Genomic DNA, 24,100 nt, shown 5'->3' on the forward strand with positions numbered 1-24,100 from the left:
GCCGGTGTCGGATTCAGGACGGCGCGGCCGTGCTGCGGGTAGGCAGTGGAAGAACGGCGGCGCCGCTGCGCAGAGCGTCGTCAGCCGTGCAGTCGGTCCTGGAGCGTGGAGATCTGACAGATGAGGAATGGCACCGTCCGGAGCCGCACCCGCCCGTAAGTGGGCTCCGAGAAGAGCGGTGGGCTGTTCACCGGAGAGCGATCAACGCAGTTCTCTTCCGGGCGCGGGCGGGGATCCTGTAATTCGTCCGGGCCGATGCCGCCGGGCAGATCGACTGGGACATGGTGGGTGCCGACTCGACACTCGCCCTGCGGACGAATACTGCAGCTCTCGAACACCGGCACTCCACCCGTGCTCCCATCGGGCGTTCAAGCAGATCGCGACGGGGGTCGCCTCCGACGGGCACGGGGCCTGCGCCGCGTTTCCGTCACACGTGAGCGCTCGCTGCGCGGGCCGCGAAGGCGGCCGGGGTGAGACCGGTGCGGTCGCGGAAGAAGCGGCCGAAGTTCGCGGGGTCGGTGAAGCCGAGGTGGACGGCCACAGTCCGGGCGTCCCACCGGGCAGCTCCCAGCAGGCGCCGGGCTTCCAACAGGCGCCGCTCGTCGATGAGTTCGCGTACTCCCTTGCCGGTGGCGTCCCGGGCGGCGCGGCTGAGGGTGCGGACCGAGCAGCCGAGCAACTCGGCGTAGTCCGCGGCTTGGTGCAACTCGCGAAAGTGCAGCTCCAAGACGTCCAGGAAGCACCCGTACCTGTCGGCGCGGCCCGAGGCGGCCGTGGCCGTGCCGGCGGGGGCGATGCCCGGGGAGTCGGCCAGGCGCAGCAGCAGCGATTCGAGCAGGCTGCGGCGCAGGGCGTGGTGGATGTCTAGGGGGCGGCGTCCCAGTGCGCGGTGTTCGTCCAGGAGCTGGAGTGCCGTCTGCTGGAGCCAGGCGGTGTCGTCGGGGTGCGGTGTGAGCACGGCGGGGGCCTCGTGCGCGGTGAGCGGGGCCAGGAGACGGGCGAGGTCGGGCCGCAGCACGTCCGGTTCGAACAGGATGAACGGGCCGCGGGCCGCGCCGGGCGGATGCCAGCACTGCGCGTGCCCGGGACGCACCCACAGCCACTGGCCGGGGGCGATGGTCCGCGTGACGTGGTCGACGTCGTGCAGCAGCTCGCCCTCGGTGACGGCGATGAGGTAGTGGAACGTGGCACGGCCCGGGCGGGGCGGGTTCCACGGCCAGTCGTCGTGCTGGGCGAAGAAGTCCTCGACGGTGCTCACCTCGAGGCCGTAGGGAGTACCGACCGGGGGCTGGAAACCGTAGAGCGGAACCGCAGCGGGTCCGGCCTGCCTGCTCGACCCGGAGTGTCGCTTGTCGACCATCATGTGTCCGCAGTCTACCGCCCTCTTTGTCGGCTTCGAGGGAAGGATGAGACGTGCCGCCTCGACCGCGCGTCAGCCCTCCGCGTCCTTCGATGCCGCACCCCGTCACGACCTGAGGAAGGCAACGCCCGATGAACGGATCGGCCCTGCACGCGACCGCCGCCGACTGCGCGGAGGAACTCCCCGGAGCCCGGCTGGAGCATCCCTTCGGCCCCGACTGGGAGGTCTACAAGGTGGGCGGCAAGGTGTTCATGCTGATGACCGAAGTCCCGGGGCGGCCCGTGGTGATCCTCAAGGCGGACCCCGGCGAGGCCCAGGCCCTGCGGGAGCAGTACAGCCACGTCACCCCTGGCTACCACATGAACAAGAAGCACTGGATCACCCTGGAGAGCGGGGAGGGCGTCGACGAGGAGCTCGTCAGGGAGCTCGTCACCGACTCCTACCGGCTCGTCGTCGCCCATCTGCCCAAGGCCGAGCGGCCCGTGGACCCGCGCACCTACGGCACCGGCACGCGTGCGGCCCGGTGAACGTGGCCGGTGACCGGCTCCAGGACACCGCTCGCCGGGCGGCCCTGGCCCTCCCCGACGTCAGCCGCGGATACCCCTTCACCCCGGGACTCGACGTGTACAAGGTCGCGGGCAAGGTGTTCCTGATCGTCACCGACGACCCGGACGAACAGATCATCACGGTCAAGTGCGAACCCGAGCACGCGCGGGCACTGGAGCGCGGCTACGCCTCGATCACCCCGGGCCGCTATCTCGACAAGAGGCACTGGATCTCGCTGGGGCCGGGTCCCGGTGTCACTGAGCGGCTGGTCACCGACGCGGTCGAGGATTCCTACGACCTGGTCGCCGAGCGACTGCCGCGACGCGACCGCCCCGGTGCCCGATGAGCGCCGCGAGCTTCCCCGCGAGAGGCTGAGCCGACGCCTGTCAGTGCGCCGTGCACGGCTCGCCACGTCCGGATACGTCCGCTTCCGACCCGAGAGACCGATGGAACCGACCCTGCCGCTCTTCGACGAGGAGCCCGCCCGGCCCCTCGCCGACCGCCTGCGCCCCACCCAGCTGGAAGAGGTCGTCGGGCAGGACCACCTCCTTGCCCCGGACGCCCCGCTGGGCCGCTTGGTCGCCCAGCAGCGCCTCAGCTCCGCCATCCTGTGGGGCCCGCCCGGCGTCGGGAAAACGACCATCGCCCGGCTCCTCGCGAACGCCGGCAACCTGGCCTTCGAAGCGGTGTCGGCCACCTTCTCCGGCGTGGCCGATCTGCGCAAGGTCTTCGCCACCGCACGAAGCCGACGCGACATCGGCCAGGGCACCCTGCTGTTCGTCGACGAGATCCACCGCTTCAACCGTGCCCAGCAGGACAGCTTCCTGCCCTACATCGAGGACGGCACAGTCACCCTGATCGGCGCCACCACGGAGAACCCGAGCTTCGAACTCAACGGCGCCCTCCTCTCCCGCACCCAGGTCCTCGTCCTCAAACGCCTCGACGAAGCCGCACTGTCCGCGCTCCTCGCCCGCGCCGAGCAGCTCACCGGCCACCATCTGCCCCTGGACGACGACGCCCGCCGCGCCCTGATCGCCATGGCGGACGGAGACGGCCGCTACCTCCTCAACATGGCCGAACAGCTCCAAGCCCTCCCGGACACCGAAACCACCCTGGACACCGCCGGGCTCGCCCATCACATCCAGCAGCGGGCCCCGCTGTACGACAAGGCGCAGGAGGGCCACTACAACCTGATCTCCGCACTGCACAAGTCGATGCGCGGCTCCGACCCGGACGCAGCCCTGTACTGGCTCGCCCGCATGCTCGACGGCGGCGAGGACCCGCTGTTCGTAGCCCGCCGCCTGGTCCGCTTCGCGAACGAGGACATCGGCATGGCCGACCCGCACGCCATCCAGCAGGCCCTCGCCGCCTGGGACGTGTACGAGCGACTCGGCTCCCCCGAGGGCGAGTTGGCGATCGCCCAGGCCGTCGTCTATCTCGCCACCGCCCCCAAGTCGATCGCCGTCTACCGCGGCTTCAACGCCGCACACCGATCAGCCCGGCACACCGGCTCACTCATGCCCCCCGCCCACATCCTCAACGCCCCGACCCGACTGATGAAAGACCTCGGCTACGGCAAGGTCTACCAGTACGACCCGGACACAGCCGACGGCTTCTCCGGTGACGACTACTTCCCCGACGACATGAATCGCGAGACGTACTACCAGCCCACCCCCAACGGCTACGAAGCCCAGATCACCGAGCGTCTGCGCCACTGGGCCGCTCTGCGCGCCCGTCGGTAACGCGGCTGACCGGCCGACGCCCGCGACGTCCTTTCCGAAGGAGAGAAAGACGGCAGGCCGGACAGCAGCAGGCCTTTCGGTGCCCTGACCACCCGGCCCCGTTCGACCCGGAGCTCGCGCCCGTCGAGGAGGCGCTGAGTGCTGCTCTTCCGACCTTGTCGGAAGAGACCCCTGCGAGCCCGGCGGCAGCTGGCCGACGGGTTCTCCGGGCGGGAACCGGACCCCAGGGCACTCCTTGCCCCAGGTCGACGCGGACGGCAGCGACATGGTCTTCGAGCCGACGTCTGCCGCCTGCTCCGGCGTTACCGAACCGCCCCAGGCGCCGATGGTAAGTGGACCGACTTGCCTTACGGGCGCTGCGGCGGCTACCTTCAAATGGTGAGTCCATCGACTTACCTAACGTCTCGGTAAGGAACAATGAACATGAATCGTCTTGCGGGCAAGCGCGCCCTCATCACCGGCGGCACGAGCGGGATCGGTCTGGAGACCGCGCAGCGTTTTATCGCGGAGGGCGCCGATGTGCTGGTCACAGGGGTCACCCCGGCCAGCATCGACAAGGCGCGGCAGATCCTCGGGGACAAGGTGCCGGTGGTGCAGGCCGATGCACGCGATCTCGATGCGCAACGCGGCCTGGCGGAGCGGGTGCGTGAGCACTTCGGGGAGCTGGACGTGGCGTTCATGAACGCCGGCGTATCGGACTGGCGGCCGTTCGAGGACCACACGGAGGACAGCTTCGACCGGCTCTTCGACATCAACGTCAAGAGCGTCTTCTTCCTCACCCAGGCCCTGGTGCCTGTGCTGGCCAACCCGTCATCGGTCATCCTCAACGCCTCCAACAGCGCGCACGGCGGCTACGGGCAGTCGAACGCCTACGCCGCGACGAAGGCGGCTGTCGGCTCCCTGATGCGCTCGTGGAACGCGGACCTGCTCAGGTCGCACGGCATCCGGTTCAACGCGGTAAGCCCCGGCCCGGTGGACACCCCGCTGTACTCAAAGCTCGGGATCGAGGATCCCGCACAGCAGACGGCGGTTTTGGAGGCGATCAGCTCCGGCATTCCCCTGGGCCGCATGGGTATGCCCGAGGAGGTCGCGGAAGCCGTCGTGTACCTGGCCTCCGATGCCTCCGCCTTCGCCGTGGGCCAGGACCTTATCCTGGACGGTGGCCAGACCGTCCTCTGACAGCGAGGATGCGGCTGGGAGACGGGCGAAGGGCGTGGGTATGTCGGTGGCGGACCGTGACCGAGCGGAAACCGGTGGCGATACCTGCCAGGCCGGGTATCACGCGCCGACCAAAGCCGGGTATCACGCGCAGATCAAAGCGGAGAACCGCGCGCGCATCATCCGCGCCGCCCGCGACCTCTTCCTCGCCCGGGGATACGACAAGACCTCCCTGGCCCAGATCGCCAGGGAGGCCCGCGTCTCCACCGGTACCCTCTTCAAGCGGTACCCCTCCAAGGCTGCGCTGTTCGCGGCCGTCACCTCCGAACAGTGGCAACTGGACGTGGAGTACGCCGCACCGCCCCCGCCGGGCGATCCCCGGTATGGTCTGGACCACATCGGCCGCGACTACGCCTGCCTGGTCGCGCGGCCCGGTACGGCGGCGCTGTGCCGCCTCATCATCACCGAACTCCCCCAGATGCCGGAGCTCGCCGACATCGTCGGCACCGGCTTCGCCATCGACCGCGGACCCTTCTTCGACCGGCTCCGCGACTACCTGGACGCCGAAGCACAGGCCGGCACACTCGACTTCGGTTCGGCCGACGGACAGACACAGCCGGTATCCGCAGTGGCCGAACAGTTCCTCGGCATGATCTGCAGCCAGCTCCTGTGGCCTCAACTCGTACGGACCGACTTCGTGCCGCCCGACCCCACCGACGCCGCGATCGTGGACGAAGCCGTCGCCCTCATGCTCAGCCGCTACCGCACCGGATCCTGAACCCCGGCCTCACCAGCTCACGCTGCCAGGACGGCGGAGCCCATGTGTAGTTGAAACCCAGATGAATGAATAAGGGGGTCTCGCCGACGGGTTCCCTCTCGAACCGCTGGTAGACGTCAGGCTCAGCTGCAGGATCCGTACGGGGCCGTTCCGGGGCGGGTGGCGGGCAGGCGGCGTGCTGCTCGGCCATCGCCCACCGGTAGAACATCCCCAGCACGCTCATGTGCTGGTTCCACGTAACCGCCCCCAGCCGCCGCTTGGGGGCCCCGGTAGCCCGGTCCACCGCATAGGTACTGAGCAGGGCCTTCAGCCGATCCCGGGTGTCGAAGACCTCGATCTCGTGCAGCTGGGCCGCCGCGATCCAGTCCCGCAGGATCCGCGCGTACGTCCCCCATGAGGACGGCGCCGGACAGTTCTCCGTCGGCCGCAACCGCAACCACTCGTTGGCCACTGCCGTTGCACGTAACCCCCGTCCGTCCTCGAACAGCAGGTCATCGTCGACAAGGAACGCCATCCCCTCGGGAATCGTCGGCTTCCCCGACAACCCCCAGGACTCCCAGCCCTCACTGGAGTAGAACGCTAGCTCCATGCCCACCGACGGTACGGACGGGACACAGTGCAGAACACCCAACAAATGCGTTCGATAGGCCGCTCCAACATGCCCTATGAGACACGGCAGTTGTGCGTAAACAACCGGTGCCTTCGAGCGTCTCGAACCAGAGCAGCGCCTCGTCCAGGCCCGTGGTCGACCACACCGGCACGATCGGCGCACGGACGTCGGCGAGCACTTCCAGGAGGACCTGGCGGCGCTCCACGTACGGACGCGGCCGCATCTCGGGGAAGCCCGCCGCAGGATGGGCCAGGATGTACCCAGACACCGAAGCCCAGGCGGGGCCAGACGGCGCCGTTGAACTCGGTCGACTGATCGGGGTGCCCGGAGCAGTCTCTGTCAGGCCCGGGGCAGCATGCCGAAGGCTTCGTCACCCGGTTTGAACGGGGTGCCTTTGGTACCGACGGCCTCGACGACTCCGCAGATGTCGTCCGGGCACCACCTGCCGCCCGGTCCCGTTGCTGCCGCCGTGAGGACGAAAACCTCTCCGTGATCTGCGTGTCGGACTGCCTTCAGTTTCGGGCGGTCTCACATCGCGTTCTTCAGCGCTCGTGCCTGTCGGCGCCAGAACTCCCGCGCGATTTCGGCTTTGGGGAACACGAGGTCGAAGCCGTGGAAGGCGCCGGGGATGACGTCGAGGTGGCAGGGGACGTCGCTGTCGCTGAGCCGGCGCGTACTCGACGTCTTCGTCGTGGAAGAGATCCTGGGTGCCGACCTGATCAGCTTCTGATCGGTACGCGGATGGCGTCTCAGTTGTGCTGTTCGGCATCTATCAGTGCGAGGGCGTTGCGGCTGCCCTGTTCGAGGAGTTGGTCGGCGAGCTGCCGGTCGGTGAGGGCACGGGAGAGCTGCAGCGTGCCGGCCATCATGCCGAGGAGGCTGAGTGCTTTCAGGCGTGCCGAGGGCGGGTCGTGGGGTGCCAGGCGGGCGGCGAAGCCGTCGATGAGGGTCAATGCGCCCTTGGTGTATGCCTGCCTGGTGGTGTCCGTGGAGCGTGCGATCTCGTCGAGGAGGGCGGCGTTGGGGCAGCCGTCCTCGATGTCGTCGCGCTGGTCGGTGGAGAAGTACCAGCGGATGATCTGTTCGAGTCCGGCGCGGCCGGGTGCCGCCTGCGCGACGATGTTCTCGTGCTGGGCGCGCATCTGGTCGGCGACCGCGGTGGCGACGAGGTCGTCCTTGGACGTGAAGTAGGCGTAGAGGGTGCCGTTGGTCAGCCCCGCGTCCTTCATGAGGGTCGCGACTCCGGAGCCGTCGATGCCGTCCTGCTTGAGCCTGCGACCGGCCGTCGTGATGATCCGCTGCCGTGTCTGGTGTTTGTGTTCTTTCGGGTACCGCACGATGCGTTCCTCCATCGCGGCGGCAGCCGGGGCGGGTGCCCCGGCTGCTGTCCTGGTCGGGTCAGTGGGCTACGCCTGCAAGGAGCGCGGGGAAGTTGATCCTGGCGGTCTGCAGTTTCGGGTCGTGGGGCTCGGGGACCCCGCCGTCGGTGATGTACAGACGGTCGCCGCGGACCGCGGTGGCGGAGGGTGAGGCTAGGCCGTCCGCGCTGGTCAGGACGGGCTTGTAGGTGCCGTTGGGGTAGATGACCACGACCCTGTCCGGGCCGTTGTTCGAGGAGGAGCCGTTCTGCGCGGCGAACACCACGTCGGAGAAGGGCGTCAGGAAGCTGAGGTCGTCGATGTTGGGCAGGCCGCCCGCGACCTGGCGGATCGGGCCGGGCGCGCCGGCGGGGGTGATCGGCACGCGCAGCAGGGTGCCCTTGTTGAAGTTGCTGACCCATAGGGCGCCGTTGTGGAACCTGAGCCCGTTGGCGCCGATCGGCAGTGCCTCGGTCGGTACCGGCGCGAGAGCGGCGTCGGTCAGCCACGGGGTTACCCCTCCGCCCGAGACCGGAACGGACCAGATGGTGCCCTTGAGGCTGTCCGCGATGTAGAGGGTGCCTGTGGCCGGGTCGACGGCCAGCCCGTTGGGGCCCGAGTCGGCGGGCAGGGCGGCGACGCGCTGAGGGGTGCCGTCGCCAAGCAGCCTGTACACGCCGTTCCTGGCCGCGTTGCCCGGGGCCCACAACGCGTAGTAGACGGTGCCGTCACTGCCGCGGGCGTTGCCGCTGATCGCCTCACCCACCTGCCCGGTGACGAGCACCGTGCGCTCTCCGGAGGCGGAGATGCGCATCAGTTCCGGTCCGTGGGTGCGTTCGCACACCGCGCAGCTGCCGAGCATGGACAGGGTCACCGAGCCGTCGGGGTTGGCGGTGATGTTCTCGGGGATCTCGCCGGCGGCGAAGTCGAACGTCGCCGCGGTCCCTACGTCAGTGACCACGGACCCGCCGTACGAACCTCCCGTCCCTGCGGACGCGGACGGCGCCGAGACCAGCACGGCCGCCGTCGCGGTGACCGCCAGCGCGACGCCGACGTTCCTCCTCAGAAAACGCTGTGCGCTGGATGTACTGCGCCGGACCGTGTGCTCGTGTTGCTGCTGCATGACTCTCCAGGTGAATCAACGAGTGGCTGATCAATGGCATTTGGGAGACACGGGGACATCGGAGATGTCGGGTGGATCGGGGAGGTTCGTGCGGAATGGCGCCCGTGAAGCCGGACCCGGATGCCAGGCGGGCAGACGGTTGTTCTTGCGGATCTGCTTGTCGAACGGCGGCCGCGGTGACGATCGTTTTGGTGAAGACGGCGGGGGCGTCGCCGTCCTTCACCGCATCCGCTGTCACCTCGTCGAAGACGCGCCGTCGTTTCCGGACGGGGTCGGGGACGCGGAAGGGTGGGTGTCAGTTGGGCATCCGGTTGAACCTGCGGACGATGCGGTCGAAGATCCGGGGCGGGAGGACGCGGTGGAACACGCTGATGCCTGCGGCCGTCGAGCCGGCAGTGCGCCGCAGTTTCGGGTTCCGGTCGGTGGCCGCCGCGACGATCACCTTGGCGACGGTGGCGGGATCGTCGCCGCCGCTGAGGTTCTTCGCCAGCACCTCGTCGAAGGTGCGCCGTCCCGACGCGTAGAGCGCCAACGGGGTGTCGCCCTGCACGCTGTGGTCCCCGAAGGGGGTGTTGATGGGGCCGGGCTCGACGAGCAGGATCCGGACGCCGTGCTCGCGGACCTCGTGGTCCAGCGACCCGGAGTAGCCCTCGACCGCGTGCTTGGTCGAGGTGTAGATGGCCATGAACGGGCTGGGGACGAACCCGCTGAGGGAGGAGACGTTGATGACACGTCCACTCCGCTGAGCGCGCATGTGCGGCAGAACCGCCTTGGTCATCCGCATGATGCCGTAGACGTTGACGTCGAAGACCTCGTGCGTCCGGGCGACGGAGAACTCCTCGGCGGCGCCGTTGGCGCCGACGCCGGCATTGTTGACCAGGACGTCGATGCGCCCGAACCGGTCGATCACCTGCTTGACCACGGAGGCGACCGATTCGTCGCTGGTCACGTCGAGGTCGAGGTAGGTCACCCCGGCGGGCGCGGTGACCCGCGAGGTGTTGCGAGCGGTTCCGATCACCTCGAAGCCCGCCGCGGCGAAGGCGCGGGCCGTCTCCTTGCCGACCCCGGATGAGGCACCTGTCACGAGCACTACCGGCCGATTTGCCGCCATCACAAACTCCCTTGATTTAGAGTACGCCCGTATGTCGTACGTCCGTATGGCTTACGTTCATACGACCATACGGGGGTCGTCAGTCGACGGCAAGTGGTCGCGTCCGGGACTGTCTCAGAGCTTGGGCCGTCTCAGTTGAGACAACGGTGTAGAGGCATAGGCACCGACTGGACGACCGAGTGATCTGTCCCAGAAAGTGTTGAGCAGCTTCATCCCTTGGTGGCGGAGCCGACAGCGCTCGTTGACGAAGTGCGTCAACCAGCGCTCCGTGCCCGTACGCAGCGGGGACGCGGCGCGTCCGGCACATCATTGCGCCCAGCGGCTGGGCTCACACTGCAGGCTGCAGGTGTTGAAGCCAAGTCGGGGTTGCGGTGCTGCAGCTCCTGGCGCAGCTGGGCGAGCGCTCGGTGCAATGTGCTCTTGACGGTTCCGGGCGCTATGCCGAGGGCGGCGGCCGTCTCGTCGGTAGACAGCTGCTCCCAATGCCGCAGTAGGACGACGCTGCGCTGCATGGGGGCGAGCCCCTTGATGGCGTCCATTAGCTCGACACGGTCCGCGTACTGCTCGGCGCAGTCGGCGACGTATGTGACCGGGAGGTGTTCGGTGGGGACCTCGGTGAGCTTGCGGGCGCGCCACCACTCGGTGCGGGTGTTGATCATGACGCGGCGCAGGTATGCGTCTGCGAGTCGCTTGTCCGCTATGCGCTCCCAGCGGAGGTACGTTCGTGCGAGCGCGGTCTGGAGCAGGTCCTGGGCGTCAAGCGGGTCGGCAACCAGGCGCTGGGCGCTGCGCAGCAGAGCGGCTTGCCGTGTACGGATGTGCTCCTCGAAGTCCGGCATCTCCTGACGGGGCTTGTGTCCGCTCACGGTGGGTTTCCTTTCATGGGTGGATGGTGGTGGCGACTCCCTCAGTGGCCGGCCCGCCCGGGGCGGGCCGACGTACAGCCGCCGACCCGCCGTTGAAATGCTTCAGGCCCGGGTTCTGTGACGTCTAGTCAGCAGCGGGTTTTCCAGGACTTGGTGATCAGCCGGCCGAGCTGTTCTTGTCCACGGGGGGTGATGCGGTACCAGATGCCGAGGGTGCGCCACTTGTAGGTGCCGAAGGTCTTGCACTTGGCGCGTGGGTTGGCGTCGCCGCTGCGGGTGATGGTCTTGGAGGACCGGTCGTCCCATCCCCACCAGCGCTTCTGCTGGAGTGTGACCTTGAAGTAGGTCTGGCCGCAGTTGGCCAGGCGGCCGCCGGCGACCACATACCACTTGCCGCCGATCTTCTGGCCGTAGGGGATCCACAGCCGGATGCACGAACTCGCCTGTGCCTCGTAGCCGCGCTTGACCTGGATGGTGTCCACGGCGGCGCCGCCAGTTGCGGGTCGCAGGTCGACAGCACTGGCTGTAGCCGTGGTGTGGTGGGGGCGGATCGTGCTGGGGGTGCTGGCGGCGCTTGCCGCCGTGCCCAGGGCAAGGCTTCCGCACAGCCCGACAGTGGTTGCGGCGAGCGCCGCGCGCCTTGGAATGATCATCGTTACTCCTTCTGTTGTGGGATTGCCGTGTTCCGTCGCGGCCTGGCCCAGGGACAGGGCAGGGCGCTCACCAGGTGCGGCGATAGGCCTCGACCTGGAGCGGTCGTTTGGCTGTGACGTCGATGTGGAAGTAGTAGGCCCAGCGGCGGCTGAGACCGCCGGCGGAGATCCAGTAGGTGCCGTTGCACTTCACCCAGCGGGTGTGCCCGACGCTGACTGCGGTCGGGGCTTTGCGTATGTCGACCTTGAAGCTGCCGCCACCGGTGCAGCGCACCCGGGCGCCGACGGCTGATCCGTGCGGGCCCAGAGAGACGTTCGCGGTCGACCAGTGCTTGGTGGGCGTGTGGCTGTCGTACCAGGCCCGTTGCCAATCGCTACTGGCAGCGGTGGATACGGACTTCGTGCCAGCCATCTCCGGGCGCGTTGCATGGGCCGGAGAGGCGAGAGCGAGCCCACCACCGGGTGTGACCGTTGCAGTGGAGACCGAGGGCTGGTCGGCCTGTGCCGGCCCGGCCAGCCCGACGCCCAGCGCCATCACGGCAGTTGCGAGCGCGAGCCGCTTGTCCAGGTTCATGATCCGATTCCCTTCTGCCGGCCGGACGGGCCAGAGGCGGCTGTCCGTGCCGTCTGACCTCGACTTTTCCGTCCACGGAATTGAATGGGGAGCCGGTCTTGCCGCCCTGAACAATGGACTCGCTGCAGGTCACGGGCACGGTGTCGCGGCGTTGGCCAAAGGAGGCGCCTTCGGATTGCGCTCCTGCCACGGGGTTGCGTACCTTGTCCGGCCTCGCGCCGCGTCCACGGGGGAAGCGGGCGGCCAGAGGGGTGAGCCGTCGATGGCAGGACGTCCTGAGAGCCCACTCGATCCGAGTGCGGGGCCGGTGGCGCGGTTCGCGGCCGAGTTACGCAAACTCCGGGCGGCGGCCGGGAGTCCGACCTACCGGGTGATGGCGCAGCGCGCGGGTCAGGGGACAAGCACCCTGTCGCAGGCCGCCGGCGGCGAGCGGCTGCCGACCTTGCCTGTCGTGCTGGCCTATGTGAGGGCGTGCGGCGGTGATCCGGAGGAGTGGGAGGAGCGTTGGCGGCAGGCGGCCGCTGACGTCGCGGCGGAACCCCGGGCTGAGGATGAGGACGTCGAGCCTCCGTACCGGGGTCTGGCCCGTTTCGAACCGGGCGACGCCGATCTGTTCTTCGGCCGCGATGAGCTCACCGACCGCCTGCTCGCGCTGACCCGCTCCCGCCGATTCAGCGCGGTGTTCGGCCCCTCAGGCAGCGGAAAATCCTCCCTGCTGCGCGCCGGCCTCATCCCCCGCCTCCGCAACCCGGACCAGGCCATCCCACAGCCGGCCGCGCTGCGCGTCCTCACCCCTGGCGAGCACCCCCTGCGCACCCATGAACAGCGGCTGGCCCCCAAGGACGGCGACGGGGACACGTGGCTGATCGTGGACCAGTTCGAAGAGCTCTACACCCTCTGCCACGACCCAGCCGAACGCGACCAGTTCATCGACCACCTCCTGACCGCCACCGATCCCGGGAGCAGACTGCGCGTCGTCATCGCCGTGCGGGCCGACTTCCTCGGTCGCTGCGCCGAACACCCGGCCCTGACCGAGGCCCTGCAGGACGGGACCGTGCTTGCCGGGCCGATGAGCCGCGACGACCTGCGCCAGGCCATCGTCAAACCCGCACAGGCCGCCGGGCTGATCGTGGAACGTGAACTGACGACCCGCATTCTCGACGAGGTCCAAGGGGAACCCGGGGCACTGCCGCTGATGTCGCATGCCCTGCTGGAAACGTGGCGGCGCCGCAGAGGCCGCGCCCTCACCCGTGACGCATACGAGTCGGCCGGGGGCCTGCACGGCGCCATCGCCCGCACCGCCGAAGACATCCACACCTGCCTCACACCGGCCCAGGCCGGCCTCGCCCGCCGGATCCTGCTGCGCCTGGTCACCCCTGGCGACGGCGCCCCTGACACCCGCAGACCTGCCCACCGTCAGGAGTTCGACTTCGGCAGCCCGACGGACACCGCGACAGTCATCGAGCAACTGGCCCGCGCCCGGCTGCTCACTCTGGACGACGACCGGGTCGACCTCGCTCACGAGGTGCTCATCACCGCCTGGCCCCGGCTGCGCGGCTGGATCGAAGACGATCGGCACCGACTGCGGGTGCTGCGCCAGCTCACCGAGGCCGCCGCGGCCTGGCGTGAACTGGGCCGCGATCCAGGGGCGTTGTACCGCGGAACGCGGCTGGCCGAGGCCACCGAGGCGTTCCCGAATGCCGAGCGCACCCGTGAACTGACAGCCGTGGAAAGCGACTTTCTCACCACCAGCATGGATGCGCGCACCCGTGAACGCCGTCGGCTGAGGGGACTGGTGAGTTCCATGTCCGTGCTCCTGGTGCTGGCTCTGGTGGCCGGCGCGGTGGCCTGGCAACAGCACCGTACGAGCGAGCAGCAGCACCTCGCTGCCGCCGCACGACGCGCGGCCACCGCAGCCGCCGGTCTGCGTACGACCGACCCGAGAACGGCGCTGCGGCTGAGCGTCGCCGCCTGGCGGCTCAGCCACACCCCGGAGACCCGCTCGGCCCTCATCGGCGCCCTCGCCCAGCACGACCTGCCCACGTTCACGCCTCCCGGCGCCGCGGACGTCGATCAGCTGAGTCCGGACGGCCGGACGCTCATCAGGTCCGGAGCGGGCACGATCAGCCGCTGGGATCTGGGGACCCGGCGACGGACCGACAGCCACCGGCTGCCCGATGGCGCGGACGATCCCCTGGGCGCGGCCGACATCAGCCCAGATGGACGCTACGTGGCCGTACCGGTCACGCACGACGACACCATGGACATGCGCGTGCGTCTGTGGGACACCCGCACGCATCAATACCACGGCTCCGCCCTGGGCCCCTCCGGCTCGTTCCTGTCGGCCCTGCCTTCCATGCCCTGGCACAGCGACGAGGGACCCGATGCCCCGGTGGAAGACACGCGCGGCTGGTCCGGTTTCAGTGCCGATGGCCACGACATGTTCTTCGCCGTGGGCGACCGTCTGGAGGTGTGGAGCGGCGAGAGCGGGCGGCGCCTGTTCACTCTCACGTCCCCCGTGCTGAGCGGGTCCACCGGTGGTGACATCAGCCCGGACCACCGACTGGTGGCCCTGTGCACGCAGGGCAGCGTCAGTGTCTGGGACGTCGGCTCGCACCACCGGACCGACACGGCCTGGCACAGCCGGACCGCCTGCGGGAACGAGGCCGACCTCCAGTTCGCCCCCGACGGCCGTACTCTGGCGCTGCTGGACGCGACCGGGCTGCGGCGGCTCACGGTCGGTACCGGCAGGCAACTGCCGCGACTCCGGCAGGTATCGCCACTCGGCTACGCGTTCAGCGAGGACGGCAAGCTGCTGGCGGGGTGGGGAAGCGACGATATCCGGCTGTGGCGGCTCGACCACCCCGAAGCTCCCGTCTTCAGCCACCCGTTGACCGACGTCCGGCCCAGCGATCTGCGCATCGACACCGCAGCTCGTGTCCTGCGCTACACCACCCAGGAATCCGGGGCACGGACGGTCGTCCACAGTCTCGACATCGCCACCGCGAGCGAACCCCGGTGGAACGATCACGCCGTGGCCACGGCGACCCTGAGTGCGAACGGCGCCGTGCTGGCCGTGCTGAACAGCCGCGGGAAGGCGGCGTCGGGCCCTCGCGTCTTCGACGGCCGCACCGGCCGGCTCAGGTACGAGGTCGCCGCCGCCGGGCCGCCTCCGACCTCCGCCACCTTCGAGGGCAACGACCCGACGGTGATGTCACTGAGCGCCGACGGCCGTCGCCTTGCCTTCGGGTCGGGACCGGCCGACCCGCTCGGAGACCCGACGCACATCACCGTGTGGGACACCGTGCGCAACCGGCGGCTCGCCGACATCAGGCCCTACCACGGTGACCGGTTCCTCGCGGGACTGATCCTCAGTCCCGACGGCCGGGAGCTGATGACCACCGACGCCGCGGACGCCTCCGTGACGGTCTGGGACGCCGACAACGGCAGGAAACTCCGGGTCGTCCACCGGCCTGACACGGGCGACGGGGCCGGAACCGGCGATTACATCAGCGCCGTCTCCGGCGACGGCGGTGTTCTGCTGACCGACGCCGGTACGCTGCTGCCCGCCGATGGACAGGGCCGCCGATGGACCATGCAGGACTGCCCGTGCGTCAGTGCCCTGAGCCCGGACGGCAGCCGCGTCGCCTTCGCGGACACGGACGGCGGCATCACGCTGTGGGATGCACGGCGTGCCACCTCCCTGGGAGTAATGCCCGGCGGCTTCTTCGGGAATTCCACGGGCGAAGACGAGGAGCCGACCGTGCTGGCCTTCTCTCCCGACGGGAGCACGCTGGCCGCGGCCGGATCCCATGGCACCTTGCGGTTGTGGGACGTCACTTCCCGCCAGCGATTGGGCACCGACCTGCCCACCGCCGGTGACGAGATCGTCTCCCTCGCCTTCAGTGGCGACGGCGGCAGCCTGTACGCAGCGGGTACGCATGTGCCGGTGCAGCACTTCGACCTGGCCCCGGCAGATGTCTCCAGGTCGGCATGCCGACGTGCCGGGGGCACGTTGTCACGCGACGAATGGCGCATGTACCTGGCAGATGTCCCCTACCGGAGTGTCTGCTAGCCCGAAGCCGGGAGGCCCGCCCCTGTGTCCTGAAGTTCTGGCTCAGACAGCGCTTGAGCTCTTCTTCCTCGTCGGGGTCGTACCGGCATTGCCCCCAGCGTCCGCGTGGGCCTGCTCACGCTGTTCGATGCACCGCTACCTGCCCCGGCCAGTGAGCGTGCTCACGCGCAAGAGGGAAGTGGGGCGAGTATCCGGTCGCTGCCGCGCTTCTTCAGGGCCAGGTTCTCGTGGTAGAGGTTCGCGGTCACCGTCGCGAGGGCGTCGAGTTTGCCGTTGAGCTGAGTGATCTCGGCTCTGGCTGCACGAAGTTGCTTGCGGAGCTGGGCGATCGTCTCGTCCCGGGCGACCTCGCCGGGGGTGCGGAGTACGGGGCGGGCGACCTTGGCGTTCCATTCGGTGAGGATGTCGTCGGCGCGGTGGACGGTGGCGTGGCTGGCCTGGGCTTCTCGGGCGAGGCTCGCCGGCCAGCAGCCGGGCCATGGCCTCACGGAGCTTGGTGGCGAGATCGCCGAACTGCCGCTCGCCCTGGACGACGTCCTGGACCTGGTCGTGCGCGCGACCGGCGACCAGCTCCAGACCCTGGGCACCCGGTCGCGGGGCGACACGGTGAAGAGCCCGCCCGGCAGCCGCTTCACCCCGTAAGGCGCCGTGTTGCGCTGAGTGTTGCGGTAGGCGTTGCGCCGGCCTCCGCAGCGCCCTGGAGTCCGCGCAGGTCACCAGGGGCGTACGGCGTGGTCGGGCCGCTGATATCCCCGTTGCGACCCCCTTCGACCATGCCCTGGCTGGAGTTGAGGATGGGGGAGGGCGGGATGGGCGGCGCGGACGCAGCCGGGGAGCGGGGCGCGCTCTTCGTGTTGCGCGTCGGCGGCCGCCGCGCCCGGTCGCCGTCGGTGGGGCGGTGACGTCAGGCGGGGGACGTCGGCGGGGGAGAGGTCGGGGCGGGAATGGTGCCAGCGGGCGGGATGCCGCCACCGGCCGGAGGCGTCGCGGGCGACGTCGACGCCGACTTCCACCACCAGCTCGGGTTCCACCAGCGTGACGTTCAGTTTTTCCTGGCTGCCCCACCCGGCGGAGAACGACCAGCCTGTCCACGGATGACCGCGCCGCCCCGGAGCGAGCAGGCCGGCGACCGCCGCACCTGCCGAGCAGCAGCGTGCGGGGAGCGGCCGGAGAGCCGGTGATCGCACCGACGATGGCCTCGCTCGTCTCGCGGATCTTGTATTTCTGCCAGCCCCTTGCTGACGGGCGGTAGGCGTCATTGAGCCTCTTGAAGACCACACCCTCCATCCCGACCGACGCCCACGTCAGCCACTCGCGTGCGACGTCGGTGGTCGACGGACACAGCGCCCACGGCGCCGACAGCCGGCGGGCTGCGAACACGGACTCCAGCGCGGCCCTGCGCCGCTGATACGGCCAGGAGGTGGTGCCCGTACCGGACAGCCGCAGCAGATCGAACGCGAAAGCGGGCGGGATCTCAGGATCTGGGTCGTCTGGGAGGATGAACCCGCGCGCCAGCGGCCGCATTGTGCTGGTTCGGCGGCGGGTTTGTCCGGCACGGACTCGGCAAGGAACGGTGCGGGCTTGGTGATCATCACCGCCTCGCATGCCGGCACGATGGTGACCCGGCGCCTCCGCTCTGCCAAGTGTCAGAGGGCGAGGCGGCGTACGGCCTCAAGGAGAGTGTCGACGTCGTGTTCGGTGGTGGAGAAGGAGGTGACGAAGCGGCAGACGCCCGGCTCCCAGCGGTCGTGGTAGAAGGTGAATCCTTCCGCCAGGAGCTGGTCGATGACCGTCTGGGGGAGGCGGCAGAAGAGGATGTTGGCCTCGACGGCGTGCAGGAGATCGGTGCCGGGAATGGCCTTGAGCCCGGTGCCCAGGCGTTCGGCCATCGTGTTGGCGTGGACGGCGTTGCGCAGCCACAGGCCGTCGGTGAGGTAGGCGCCCAGCTGGGCGGACTGGAAGCGCATCTTGGAGGTGAGCTGGCCGGCGCGCTTGGCCCTGAAGGACAGTTCCGGGGTCAGGGCACGGTCGAAGACGACGATGGCGTCGGCGGTCATGGCGCCGTTTTTGGTCGCTCCGAAGGAGAGGACGTCGATGCCGGCCTGCCAGGTCAGCTCGGCCGGGGTGCAGCCCAGGGCAGCGACCGCGTTGGCGAAGCGGGCTCCGTCCATGTGGACGCGCAGACCCGAGTCCTTGGCGATGCGGGCCAGATCGCGGATCTCGTCAGGCGTGTAGAGGGCGCCGGTCTCGGTGGCCTGGGTGATGCTGAGCACGGAGGGCTGCACGCTGTGCACGTCGCCGGCTTTCCGCGTCGCGGCCGCGTGCAGATGGGCGGGGTCGATCCGTGCGTCGTCGCCGGACAGGGAAACGAGCTTGGCCCCGCCTGTGAAGAACTCCGGTGCGCCGCATTCGTCGGTGTTGATGTGGCTGTCGCGGTGGCACAGCACGCTGCCCCAGGGCGGGGTGAGGGCGGCCAGGCTCAGGGCGTTGGCCGCGGACCCGGTGGAGACGGGCAGGACGTCGACGTCGCGTTCGAAGATCTCGGCGAAGCGGGCGCGAGTGCTGGCGGTGAACCGGTCGGCGCCGTAGGGCAGATCCTGGTCGGCGGCCGCGGCGGTGACGGCTTGGACGATCTCGGGCGAGGCGCCTGCGGTGTTGTCGCTGGTGAATATCCGCTGGGGCGCGGTGGGGGCGGCGATGCTCATGTTCGGGGATGTCTTTCAGCTGATGATGGGGGAGGCGATGACGACAGTGACGTCGGCCGGCTCGGGGCCTGTGCGGTAGACGTGCGGGGCATCTCCCGCAAAGGCGAGCAGGTCTCCGGGGCGCAGGTCGGTGGGGGCGTCGGCAGGCCCGGCAGTGAGGTGACCGGAGGAGACGAGCAGGTGCTCGATGGTGCCGGTCGCGTGCGGCACGCCGTCCAGGTGTGTTCCGGGGGGCATGCGCAGCCGCCAGATCTCCAGGCTGTTGCCGCTGCTGATACGGCGCAGCAGTTCGCGTCCCACCTCGCCGTCGGCCAGATCGCTGCCGGGTACGAACACCGGCCCCGGGTCGGTGTCGCGGGCCAGGAGGTCGGTCAATGGGATGCGCAGGGCGATCGCGAGCGCGTCGAGGGTCTCGATCGTCGGGTTTCCCCGCCCGGCCTCCAGCTTCGACAGCGTCGCCTTGCCCAGGCCCGCCCTGCGGGCCAGCTCGGCGCTGCTCATGCCACGCTGCTCGCGGCGCCGGCGGATCTGAGCTCCGACCGCGATCGCAGTGCTGCTGGCGGGCCGGCGCTCTTCTGGCGGCGGCATCATGAGCGCTCCCGGTGGCTGGCGCTGTAGGAAACGCGGATGCGGCCCTTCTTGACCTTCAGCGTCGGCAGCACGACGTCGGCGAGGTCGCCGAGGCTGCGCACGTGGGTTCCCCCGCACGGAGCCGAGTGCAGATGAGCAAGGTGAACGATGCGACGACCGTCGGCGTCGTTCTCCCAGGTCACGGGCAGGTCTTCGGCAATGGCCTTGGCGACCTCCGTCCGCAGGGCCTCAGTGGCCTCCTCCCGGCCCTCCGGGGTGTCCAGGCGAGCGTCGGGCGTCGGCGCGGTGAACTCGATCCGAGCCTGGCCGGGGAAGTGGTTGTTGGCGGCCAGCACCCAGCCCTGTGCCCGTCCGGCCGCCTCGATCAGGTGACCGGCGGTGTGCAGGGCGGCATGCGCGAGGCGCACTGAGAGGTCGATGCGGACCTCGACCGACTGCCCGACCGAAAAGACCGGCAGCGCCGTCTCGCCGCAGGCCACGGCCACGACCAGGCCGGAGTCGGGATCCCGCACAGGGGCGATCTCGTGACCGTCCACCCAACCGCGGTCGGCCGGCTGACCGCCGCCCTGGGGGTGGAACAGACAGTGCTCGACCGCCACCCACGGCGTGCTGTCGCGCTCTCCCATGGCAGCGACTCGGCTCTGGGCCTGCTCCTCGTATGTATCCGCGTAGTAGGCGGGGACCTGCATGACACCCTCGCTCAAATTGACGAACTATACGTTCACTATAACGAACGATGCATTCTGCATCCAGCCCGAGCCGAGGCTGGCCCTCAAGGCCCGAGGGCGGGTGGCGGGAGCGTGTAAGTGGCCGCTTATGTCGCGGGCGGACCAGGAACAGGTGTCTACGTGGGCTGATGGTGTGTGCTGGCTCAGCGGATGGGAGGCGGGGCCTTGTCAGGGTGGGCGGCGTGGACGTAACGCACGGCGGTTCCGGGGTGAATGCCGAACAGGTGCACCAGGTGCACCAGGTGGACCGGATCGGCGGTGTGCCGGGCTTCATCCAGTACCCGGTCCCTCCATATCTCGCGTGGTGTGATCCCTGTCTGGTCGAACGTGCGTCGCAGCGCAACGACGACATCGAGCGGTCCGCGCCGGCCAACGACTCCCAGCCCCCTGACTCGGGCGAGGCACCCGACTGACCGACGAGCCCGCGAGTCGATCTGCGGCCCGAGACCGCTGGGGTGACGTTGCACTCCGGCTCGCGGCACTGCGCACAAACGGAAAAACGACGCCCTGCGCAGTGGCGCCGCCGTCATTCCCCTGCCCAACCGCAGCACGCTCGCGCCACCCGCGCCGTCCTGAATCCGACACCGCCCGCGGAGGCGTCTGGTGTGCGAAAGGACGCTGGGCGTGGCGCGCAGCCAACTGCCGATGATCAAGGGAAGTTCCTCAAGCTGTGCGTGACGGCGGCATCCCCGCTCCCGCCCTTGTGGCGTCGGTGCCGCAGTTGGCCAGCAGTCGTAGGGCCTCCGCGGGCGGGGAGCCCGGCTCGGCGTGGTACGTCAGCAGCATCCGTTCATGGGCGTCGGCCGGGTGGAACGACTCGATGCGGAGATCGAGTTCGCCGACGAGCGGGTGGTGCAGGCGCCGAATTTCCGCCCGGGCCTCCCGAGGGCGGCTGCCAGCAATGAAATTATGGTCATAATGCCGAATGGTCGGTCGGTAGACCGCAAGCAGGCTCCTTCCTCTCGGGGCGCTTCGCCCATGGTGGACGCGGGGCAGACCGGCCAGGCCCCGGCGGTCCGCCGAGCGGCAGCCTGTGAGGTCGCGCGGGGGTCGGCTTCTGGCGCGGGCAACTGGCGCGGTGGGGTCAAGCGGTGCGCTGCTCAGGCGCAACGGGCGGCCCGCAGTGACGGGTGCGTTCTGGCCAGGTCGGTTCGGGGCTGTGGCGTACCCGTGTGCTCGATGCCCAGCAGCGTGAGAGCGTTGTGGATGCCCTGTTCGAGGACTTGATCGGCCAGCTGCGGGTCGGCGAGGGCCCGCGCGAGTTGGAGCGTGCCCGCCATCATGGCGTACGAGCTGAGTGCCATGGGGCGGACCGAGAGTGGGTCGTTCGGCGCCAGGCGGGCGGCGATGCCGTCGGCGACCCCCAGTACGCCGTCGGTGTACGCCTGCTTGGTCGGGTGCGTGCAGCGCCCTATTTCGTCGAGCAGGGCGGCGGAGGGGCAGCCGGTGTCGCGGCTGTCACGGTGCCAGGGGGACAGGTACCAGCGCACGATCTGTTCGAGGCCCGCGCGGCCTGGTTCCGCGTGCGCGACGATGCTCGCGTTCTGAGCCTCCAGCTGGTCGGCGATCGTGGTGGCCACCAGGTCGTCCTTGGACGTGAAGTGGGCGTAGAAGGCGCCGTTGGTCAGCCCGGCGTCCCTCATGAGTGCCGCGATGCCAGAGCTGTCGATGCCGTCCTCCTTGAAGCGGCGGCCGGCCGTCTTGATGATCCTCTGCCTGGTGGCCTGCTTGTGCTCTCTCCCGTATCGCACCGCACACTCCTCTACGTGCCGGGTGGGCCACTCGCCCTCCAGCGGCTCCTCCAGTGTATTGTATTGTGAACGTAATTCAATGACCTCGAACTCTGGCGCTCTCGCGGCCGGGGCCCAGTTGCGAGCGCCGGCCAAGGGCGCGGCCCCGCGGGCCCAGACGACGAGGGGTCGGTCGAGCTTCTGGAGGTCGAGGAGCGCGATCGAACTGCCCATGAGCTCCAGTGGAGCCGTGGAGCGGCCTTCCCCTGTCAGGGCGACCGTGTCGCCGACGACCGCGACGACGTAGTCCGCCTGGGATACGACCGTCACAGCCTCAGCCAGTTCGGCCTCGGCGGGCAGGGCCGACTGGATCGGGGATCAGCCGGCCGATCTGCCCACCGCGACGGCGGGCGGCGGTTCGGTCATCGGGTGCGAGTTCGTTGAAATGTCGAGCACGGTTGTGGTCGATTCGCGGGGGGTGCTCGTCGGGCGGCCAGTCCACCTGTCCGGGTGCGCCCGCCCAGTTGCCCAGCTGGGCATGTGGGTCGTCGGCGAGCGCGCTGAGGGCGGCGATCGTGCGTGCTCTCGCCGAGGAAGCCGGCACGGCGCCGCCAGGGGTTGCCCCCTTTGTCCAGCGGCAGCATTCCGGTGTTGTGCAGGAGTACGAGTGAACGCTGCGACAGTTCGAGGTTGAGGGTGGGTCGGACGTTGATGTCGACGGCGTTCGCCGCGTCATCGACCGGGAGGCCTTCCGGCCGGCCCGTGAGTTCGGCGTAGCGGAACCCGCGGAGGTCATGGTCGGTGCGAAGATGTCGCCGCCGCTCAAGGTGAAGTGGTCGGTTGCCAGGGCCGCACGCAGGTGCCGTATCTACAGCCCGCCGCCCTCGAGGACCTCGGCGAGCCGCGCCGTGACGACCGTCCCGACCACTCCGCGCGCGGAGCTTGTGTCGGCCCACGATGTTCTGCCCGAAGTTGAGAAGAAGGGCGCCGGAAGCGTTGCGCCAGGTCGGCTGCGGATGCAAGTGGGCGGTGCGCCGTACCGGTGGCGCGGGGTCGGGGCTGAGGTTGGGCGTTGTCGTAGTCCGCGGTGCGGGCTACGGCCCAGCCCCCGTCCTGGAATCCGGGGCGCAGTCAGGCGTCGTCCTCATGCCAGGCATTGATGTCCTGACCGTCGTACTGATCGTCGGCCGTCATCGGTCCGGGGCCGGACGGCCACGACTCGCCGGTCTCGACCGGCATGGCCGTCGGCGAAGGTGGCCGGCCGCGCCGCCGCCGTAGAAGGTGGCGGGGGCCGGGGTGTTCAGGGGTGCGCCTGCTCGTACGCGCTCGACCTTTGGGTGCGGGGGCGCCCAGGTGATGGGGCATGGCCCCGGGAGTGCTGGTCGGGCCGGCTTCGGCGAGCGCGACTGCTGCCCGTGCGGATTGACTTCTTCGCCGCCGAAGGCCGATGGCCGCGAGACCGTAGGCCGAGGACGTGCCGTTCGCCTTTCGCGCGCCGCTGCTTACTCGTCGAGGAACTGAAGGGCGTGCTTCAGGAACCGCTCGGGGTACTGGAAGTGCGCTCCGTGCCCGGCGTCGGGGTAGATCAGCAGTTGGGCGTTGGGGATGTTCTGGGCGAGGTGCCAGGAGTTGATCGAGGCGATCATCACGTCGTTCTCGCCGTTGAGGACCAGCGTCGGCTGGGTGATCGCGTTCAGGTAGGCATAGGGATTCTCGCCCGGCAGCGGTTCCCCGTAGGCGGTAGCCGCTTCGAGCTGAGCCTGCGCGACGGCGAGCGAGCTCGGCGGGTCCTGGTCGGCCCGCTGGTGGCGTCGCTCCCAGAAGGCCCGGCCCGCTTCGACGGCGGCTTCCGAGCGGCCGAAGAACAAGAAGAGGAAGTCATCCACGGTGGGGACCGGATTCAGCGCCACCTCGGGCACCTTGGGGTCCATCGTCGGGTCCCCGCCTCGCAGGCCGGTGCCGAGCAGGAGGAGCTTGCGCACCAGCTGGGGGTGGCGCAGCGTCACTTCCTCTGCCTGCCAGCCGCCGATCGAGAAGCCGAGCAGATCGACCTGCTCCAGCCCCAGCGCCCGGATGACGGCGGCGATGTCGTCGGCCATGTCCTCCATCCGATTGCGCGGCGTGCCGGATGAGGAGGCGATGCCGCGCCCGTTGAACAGGATGACCTCGCGGCCTTCGGCCAGGCCGTCGGTGAGCAGGGGGTCCCAGTGGTCCATTCCCCCGCGGAGGTGCTGGACGAGGAAGATCGGGACGCCGGAGGGCTTGCCCCAGCGGCGGTAGGCGAATCGGTCGCCGTCGACCTCGATGTACCGAGTGGGTGCGGTCGCATGGGTGTCGCTCATGGCCTGAGCCTTTCTGGTGGGGATGAACAATACGATGACGATCGTCATTT

The 24,100-nt window shown here is 69.4% G+C and carries 22 protein-coding genes and 2 pseudogenes; 7 read left to right on the top strand and 17 right to left on the bottom strand.

Going from position 1 to position 24,100, the window contains the following annotated elements; genetic code table 11:
- Nucleotides 1-427: 427 nt before the first annotated feature.
- The gene (locus ACZ5SK_RS41350) at nt 428-1,363 is read right to left on the bottom strand and encodes a helix-turn-helix domain-containing protein (protein WP_334581681.1); all 936 of its coding nucleotides are present in this window, start codon (nt 1,361-1,363) and stop codon (nt 428-430) included.
- Nucleotides 1,364-1,491: 128 nt separating this feature from the next.
- On the opposite strand from ACZ5SK_RS41350, the gene ACZ5SK_RS41355 reads away from it, so the two are divergent.
- The 5 genes from ACZ5SK_RS41355 (at nt 1,492) to ACZ5SK_RS41375 (ending at nt 5,584) form a co-directional block, all read left to right on the top strand.
- Entirely contained in the window at nt 1,492-1,887 is a 396-nt protein-coding gene (locus ACZ5SK_RS41355; protein WP_334581680.1) for an MmcQ/YjbR family DNA-binding protein, read from the top strand.
- The gene (locus ACZ5SK_RS41360) at nt 1,884-2,252 is read left to right on the top strand and encodes an MmcQ/YjbR family DNA-binding protein (RefSeq protein WP_457496008.1); all 369 of its coding nucleotides are present in this window, start codon (nt 1,884-1,886) and stop codon (nt 2,250-2,252) included. The genes ACZ5SK_RS41355 and ACZ5SK_RS41360 overlap by 4 nt, the downstream gene beginning before the upstream one ends.
- A gap of 100 nt (nt 2,253-2,352) precedes the next feature.
- On the top strand, nt 2,353-3,648 hold the full coding sequence (locus ACZ5SK_RS41365) for a replication-associated recombination protein A (RefSeq protein ID WP_457496007.1): 1,296 nt from the start codon (nt 2,353-2,355) through the stop codon (nt 3,646-3,648).
- A gap of 423 nt (nt 3,649-4,071) precedes the next feature.
- Entirely contained in the window at nt 4,072-4,827 is a 756-nt protein-coding gene (locus ACZ5SK_RS41370) for an SDR family oxidoreductase (RefSeq protein ID WP_334581677.1), read from the top strand.
- A 40-nt stretch (nt 4,828-4,867) separates the two neighbouring features.
- Nucleotides 4,868-5,584: a TetR/AcrR family transcriptional regulator gene (locus tag ACZ5SK_RS41375; RefSeq protein WP_457495754.1), complete on the top strand. Its 717-nt coding sequence runs from the start codon at nt 4,868-4,870 to the stop codon at nt 5,582-5,584.
- On the opposite strand, the gene ACZ5SK_RS41380 is transcribed toward ACZ5SK_RS41375, so the two are convergent.
- The 7 genes from ACZ5SK_RS41380 to ACZ5SK_RS41410 form a co-directional block, all read right to left on the bottom strand.
- Nucleotides 5,559-6,173 carry a hypothetical protein gene (locus tag ACZ5SK_RS41380; RefSeq protein ID WP_457495753.1) on the bottom strand — a complete coding sequence of 205 codons (615 nt, stop codon included), beginning with the start codon at nt 6,171-6,173 and terminating at the stop codon, nt 5,559-5,561. The genes ACZ5SK_RS41375 and ACZ5SK_RS41380 overlap by 26 nt on opposite strands.
- 770 nt (nt 6,174-6,943) lie before the next feature.
- Complete coding sequence (locus tag ACZ5SK_RS41385) at nt 6,944-7,534, bottom strand: TetR/AcrR family transcriptional regulator (protein WP_334583749.1); 591 nt, start codon at nt 7,532-7,534, stop codon at nt 6,944-6,946.
- 58 nt (nt 7,535-7,592) lie between these two features.
- Nucleotides 7,593-8,675, bottom strand: a complete 1,083-nt coding sequence (locus ACZ5SK_RS41390) for an SMP-30/gluconolactonase/LRE family protein (RefSeq protein WP_334581674.1) — start codon at nt 8,673-8,675, stop codon at nt 7,593-7,595.
- 295 nt (nt 8,676-8,970) lie between these two features.
- Nucleotides 8,971-9,786, bottom strand: coding sequence for an oxidoreductase (locus ACZ5SK_RS41395; protein ID WP_334581673.1), 816 nt, complete (start codon nt 9,784-9,786; stop codon nt 8,971-8,973).
- Nucleotides 9,787-10,040: 254 nt separating this feature from the next.
- Nucleotides 10,041-10,625, bottom strand: coding sequence for a SigE family RNA polymerase sigma factor (locus ACZ5SK_RS41400; protein WP_334583748.1), 585 nt, complete (start codon nt 10,623-10,625; stop codon nt 10,041-10,043).
- Between the two features lie 155 nt (nt 10,626-10,780).
- Entirely contained in the window at nt 10,781-11,305 is a 525-nt protein-coding gene (locus ACZ5SK_RS41405) for a hypothetical protein (protein ID WP_334581672.1), read from the bottom strand.
- 67 nt (nt 11,306-11,372) lie between these two features.
- Nucleotides 11,373-11,879 (bottom strand): hypothetical protein, encoded by a 507-nt coding sequence (locus tag ACZ5SK_RS41410; RefSeq protein ID WP_334581670.1) that lies wholly within the window; start codon nt 11,877-11,879, stop codon nt 11,373-11,375.
- Nucleotides 11,880-12,141: 262 nt separating this feature from the next.
- On the opposite strand from ACZ5SK_RS41410, the gene ACZ5SK_RS41415 reads away from it, so the two are divergent.
- On the top strand, nt 12,142-15,954 hold the full coding sequence (locus tag ACZ5SK_RS41415; protein WP_334581669.1) for an nSTAND1 domain-containing NTPase: 3,813 nt from the start codon (nt 12,142-12,144) through the stop codon (nt 15,952-15,954).
- 161 nt (nt 15,955-16,115) lie between these two features.
- Here the strand turns inward: ACZ5SK_RS41415 and ACZ5SK_RS41420 are convergent, their stop codons facing one another.
- The 6 genes and pseudogenes from ACZ5SK_RS41420 to ACZ5SK_RS41445 form a co-directional block, all read right to left on the bottom strand.
- Entirely contained in the window at nt 16,116-16,442 is a 327-nt protein-coding gene (locus ACZ5SK_RS41420; RefSeq protein WP_334581668.1) for a hypothetical protein, read from the bottom strand.
- A 225-nt stretch (nt 16,443-16,667) separates the two neighbouring features.
- The gene (locus ACZ5SK_RS41425; RefSeq protein WP_334581667.1) at nt 16,668-16,985 is read right to left on the bottom strand and encodes a hypothetical protein; all 318 of its coding nucleotides are present in this window, start codon (nt 16,983-16,985) and stop codon (nt 16,668-16,670) included.
- 244 nt (nt 16,986-17,229) lie between these two features.
- Nucleotides 17,230-17,559: pseudogene (locus tag ACZ5SK_RS41430) on the bottom strand (hypothetical protein); the annotation flags it as partial.
- 41 nt (nt 17,560-17,600) lie between these two features.
- Nucleotides 17,601-18,659: a threonine aldolase family protein gene (locus ACZ5SK_RS41435; RefSeq protein ID WP_334581665.1), complete on the bottom strand. Its 1,059-nt coding sequence runs from the start codon at nt 18,657-18,659 to the stop codon at nt 17,601-17,603.
- A gap of 15 nt (nt 18,660-18,674) precedes the next feature.
- Nucleotides 18,675-19,250 carry a helix-turn-helix domain-containing protein gene (locus ACZ5SK_RS41440; RefSeq protein WP_468418874.1) on the bottom strand — a complete coding sequence of 192 codons (576 nt, stop codon included), beginning with the start codon at nt 19,248-19,250 and terminating at the stop codon, nt 18,675-18,677.
- Entirely contained in the window at nt 19,247-19,954 is a 708-nt protein-coding gene (locus tag ACZ5SK_RS41445) for an alanyl-tRNA editing protein (RefSeq protein WP_334581664.1), read from the bottom strand. Before ACZ5SK_RS41445 ends, ACZ5SK_RS41440 begins: the two co-directional genes overlap by 4 nt.
- Before the next feature lie 206 nt (nt 19,955-20,160).
- Here ACZ5SK_RS41445 and ACZ5SK_RS41450 point away from each other — a divergent pair, with 206 nt between their 5' ends.
- Nucleotides 20,161-20,391, top strand: a complete 231-nt coding sequence (locus ACZ5SK_RS41450; protein WP_334581663.1) for a hypothetical protein — start codon at nt 20,161-20,163, stop codon at nt 20,389-20,391.
- A gap of 250 nt (nt 20,392-20,641) precedes the next feature.
- Here ACZ5SK_RS41450 and ACZ5SK_RS41455 read toward each other — a convergent pair.
- The 3 genes and pseudogenes from ACZ5SK_RS41455 to ACZ5SK_RS41465 form a co-directional block, all read right to left on the bottom strand.
- A pseudogene (locus tag ACZ5SK_RS41455) lies at nt 20,642-20,863 on the bottom strand (MmyB family transcriptional regulator); the annotation flags it as partial.
- A 215-nt stretch (nt 20,864-21,078) separates the two neighbouring features.
- On the bottom strand, nt 21,079-21,729 hold the full coding sequence (locus ACZ5SK_RS41460) for a TetR/AcrR family transcriptional regulator (protein ID WP_457495750.1): 651 nt from the start codon (nt 21,727-21,729) through the stop codon (nt 21,079-21,081).
- Nucleotides 21,730-23,210: 1,481 nt separating this feature from the next.
- On the bottom strand, nt 23,211-24,050 hold the full coding sequence (locus ACZ5SK_RS41465) for an alpha/beta fold hydrolase (RefSeq protein WP_334581658.1): 840 nt from the start codon (nt 24,048-24,050) through the stop codon (nt 23,211-23,213).
- Nucleotides 24,051-24,100 lie beyond the last annotated feature (50 nt).

The organism is Streptomyces sp. NPDC031474 (assembly GCF_055581185.1).

Bases quoted from the DNA above. Each gene is read 5' to 3' on its own strand.
- ACZ5SK_RS41375 (WP_457495754.1), top strand. From the start codon at position 4,868: ATGTCGGTGGCGGACCGTGACCGAGCGGAAACCGGTGGCGATACCTGC.
- ACZ5SK_RS41350 (WP_334581681.1), bottom strand. From the start codon at position 1,363: ATGATGGTCGACAAGCGACACTCCGGGTCGAGCAGGCAGGCCGGACCC.
- ACZ5SK_RS41410 (WP_334581670.1), bottom strand. From the start codon at position 11,879: ATGAACCTGGACAAGCGGCTCGCGCTCGCAACTGCCGTGATGGCGCTG.
- ACZ5SK_RS41395 (WP_334581673.1), bottom strand. From the start codon at position 9,786: ATGGCGGCAAATCGGCCGGTAGTGCTCGTGACAGGTGCCTCATCCGGG.
- ACZ5SK_RS41400 (WP_334583748.1), bottom strand. From the start codon at position 10,625: ATGCCGGACTTCGAGGAGCACATCCGTACACGGCAAGCCGCTCTGCTG.
- ACZ5SK_RS41405 (WP_334581672.1), bottom strand. From the start codon at position 11,305: ATGATCATTCCAAGGCGCGCGGCGCTCGCCGCAACCACTGTCGGGCTG.
- ACZ5SK_RS41365 (WP_457496007.1), top strand. From the start codon at position 2,353: ATGGAACCGACCCTGCCGCTCTTCGACGAGGAGCCCGCCCGGCCCCTC.
- ACZ5SK_RS41435 (WP_334581665.1), bottom strand. From the start codon at position 18,659: ATGAGCATCGCCGCCCCCACCGCGCCCCAGCGGATATTCACCAGCGAC.
- ACZ5SK_RS41465 (WP_334581658.1), bottom strand. From the start codon at position 24,050: ATGAGCGACACCCATGCGACCGCACCCACTCGGTACATCGAGGTCGAC.
- ACZ5SK_RS41415 (WP_334581669.1), top strand. From the start codon at position 12,142: ATGGCAGGACGTCCTGAGAGCCCACTCGATCCGAGTGCGGGGCCGGTG.
- ACZ5SK_RS41355 (WP_334581680.1), top strand. From the start codon at position 1,492: ATGAACGGATCGGCCCTGCACGCGACCGCCGCCGACTGCGCGGAGGAA.
- ACZ5SK_RS41380 (WP_457495753.1), bottom strand. From the start codon at position 6,173: ATGGAGCTAGCGTTCTACTCCAGTGAGGGCTGGGAGTCCTGGGGGTTG.
- ACZ5SK_RS41440 (WP_468418874.1), bottom strand. From the start codon at position 19,250: ATGATGCCGCCGCCAGAAGAGCGCCGGCCCGCCAGCAGCACTGCGATC.
- ACZ5SK_RS41370 (WP_334581677.1), top strand. From the start codon at position 4,072: ATGAATCGTCTTGCGGGCAAGCGCGCCCTCATCACCGGCGGCACGAGC.
- ACZ5SK_RS41390 (WP_334581674.1), bottom strand. From the start codon at position 8,675: ATGCAGCAGCAACACGAGCACACGGTCCGGCGCAGTACATCCAGCGCA.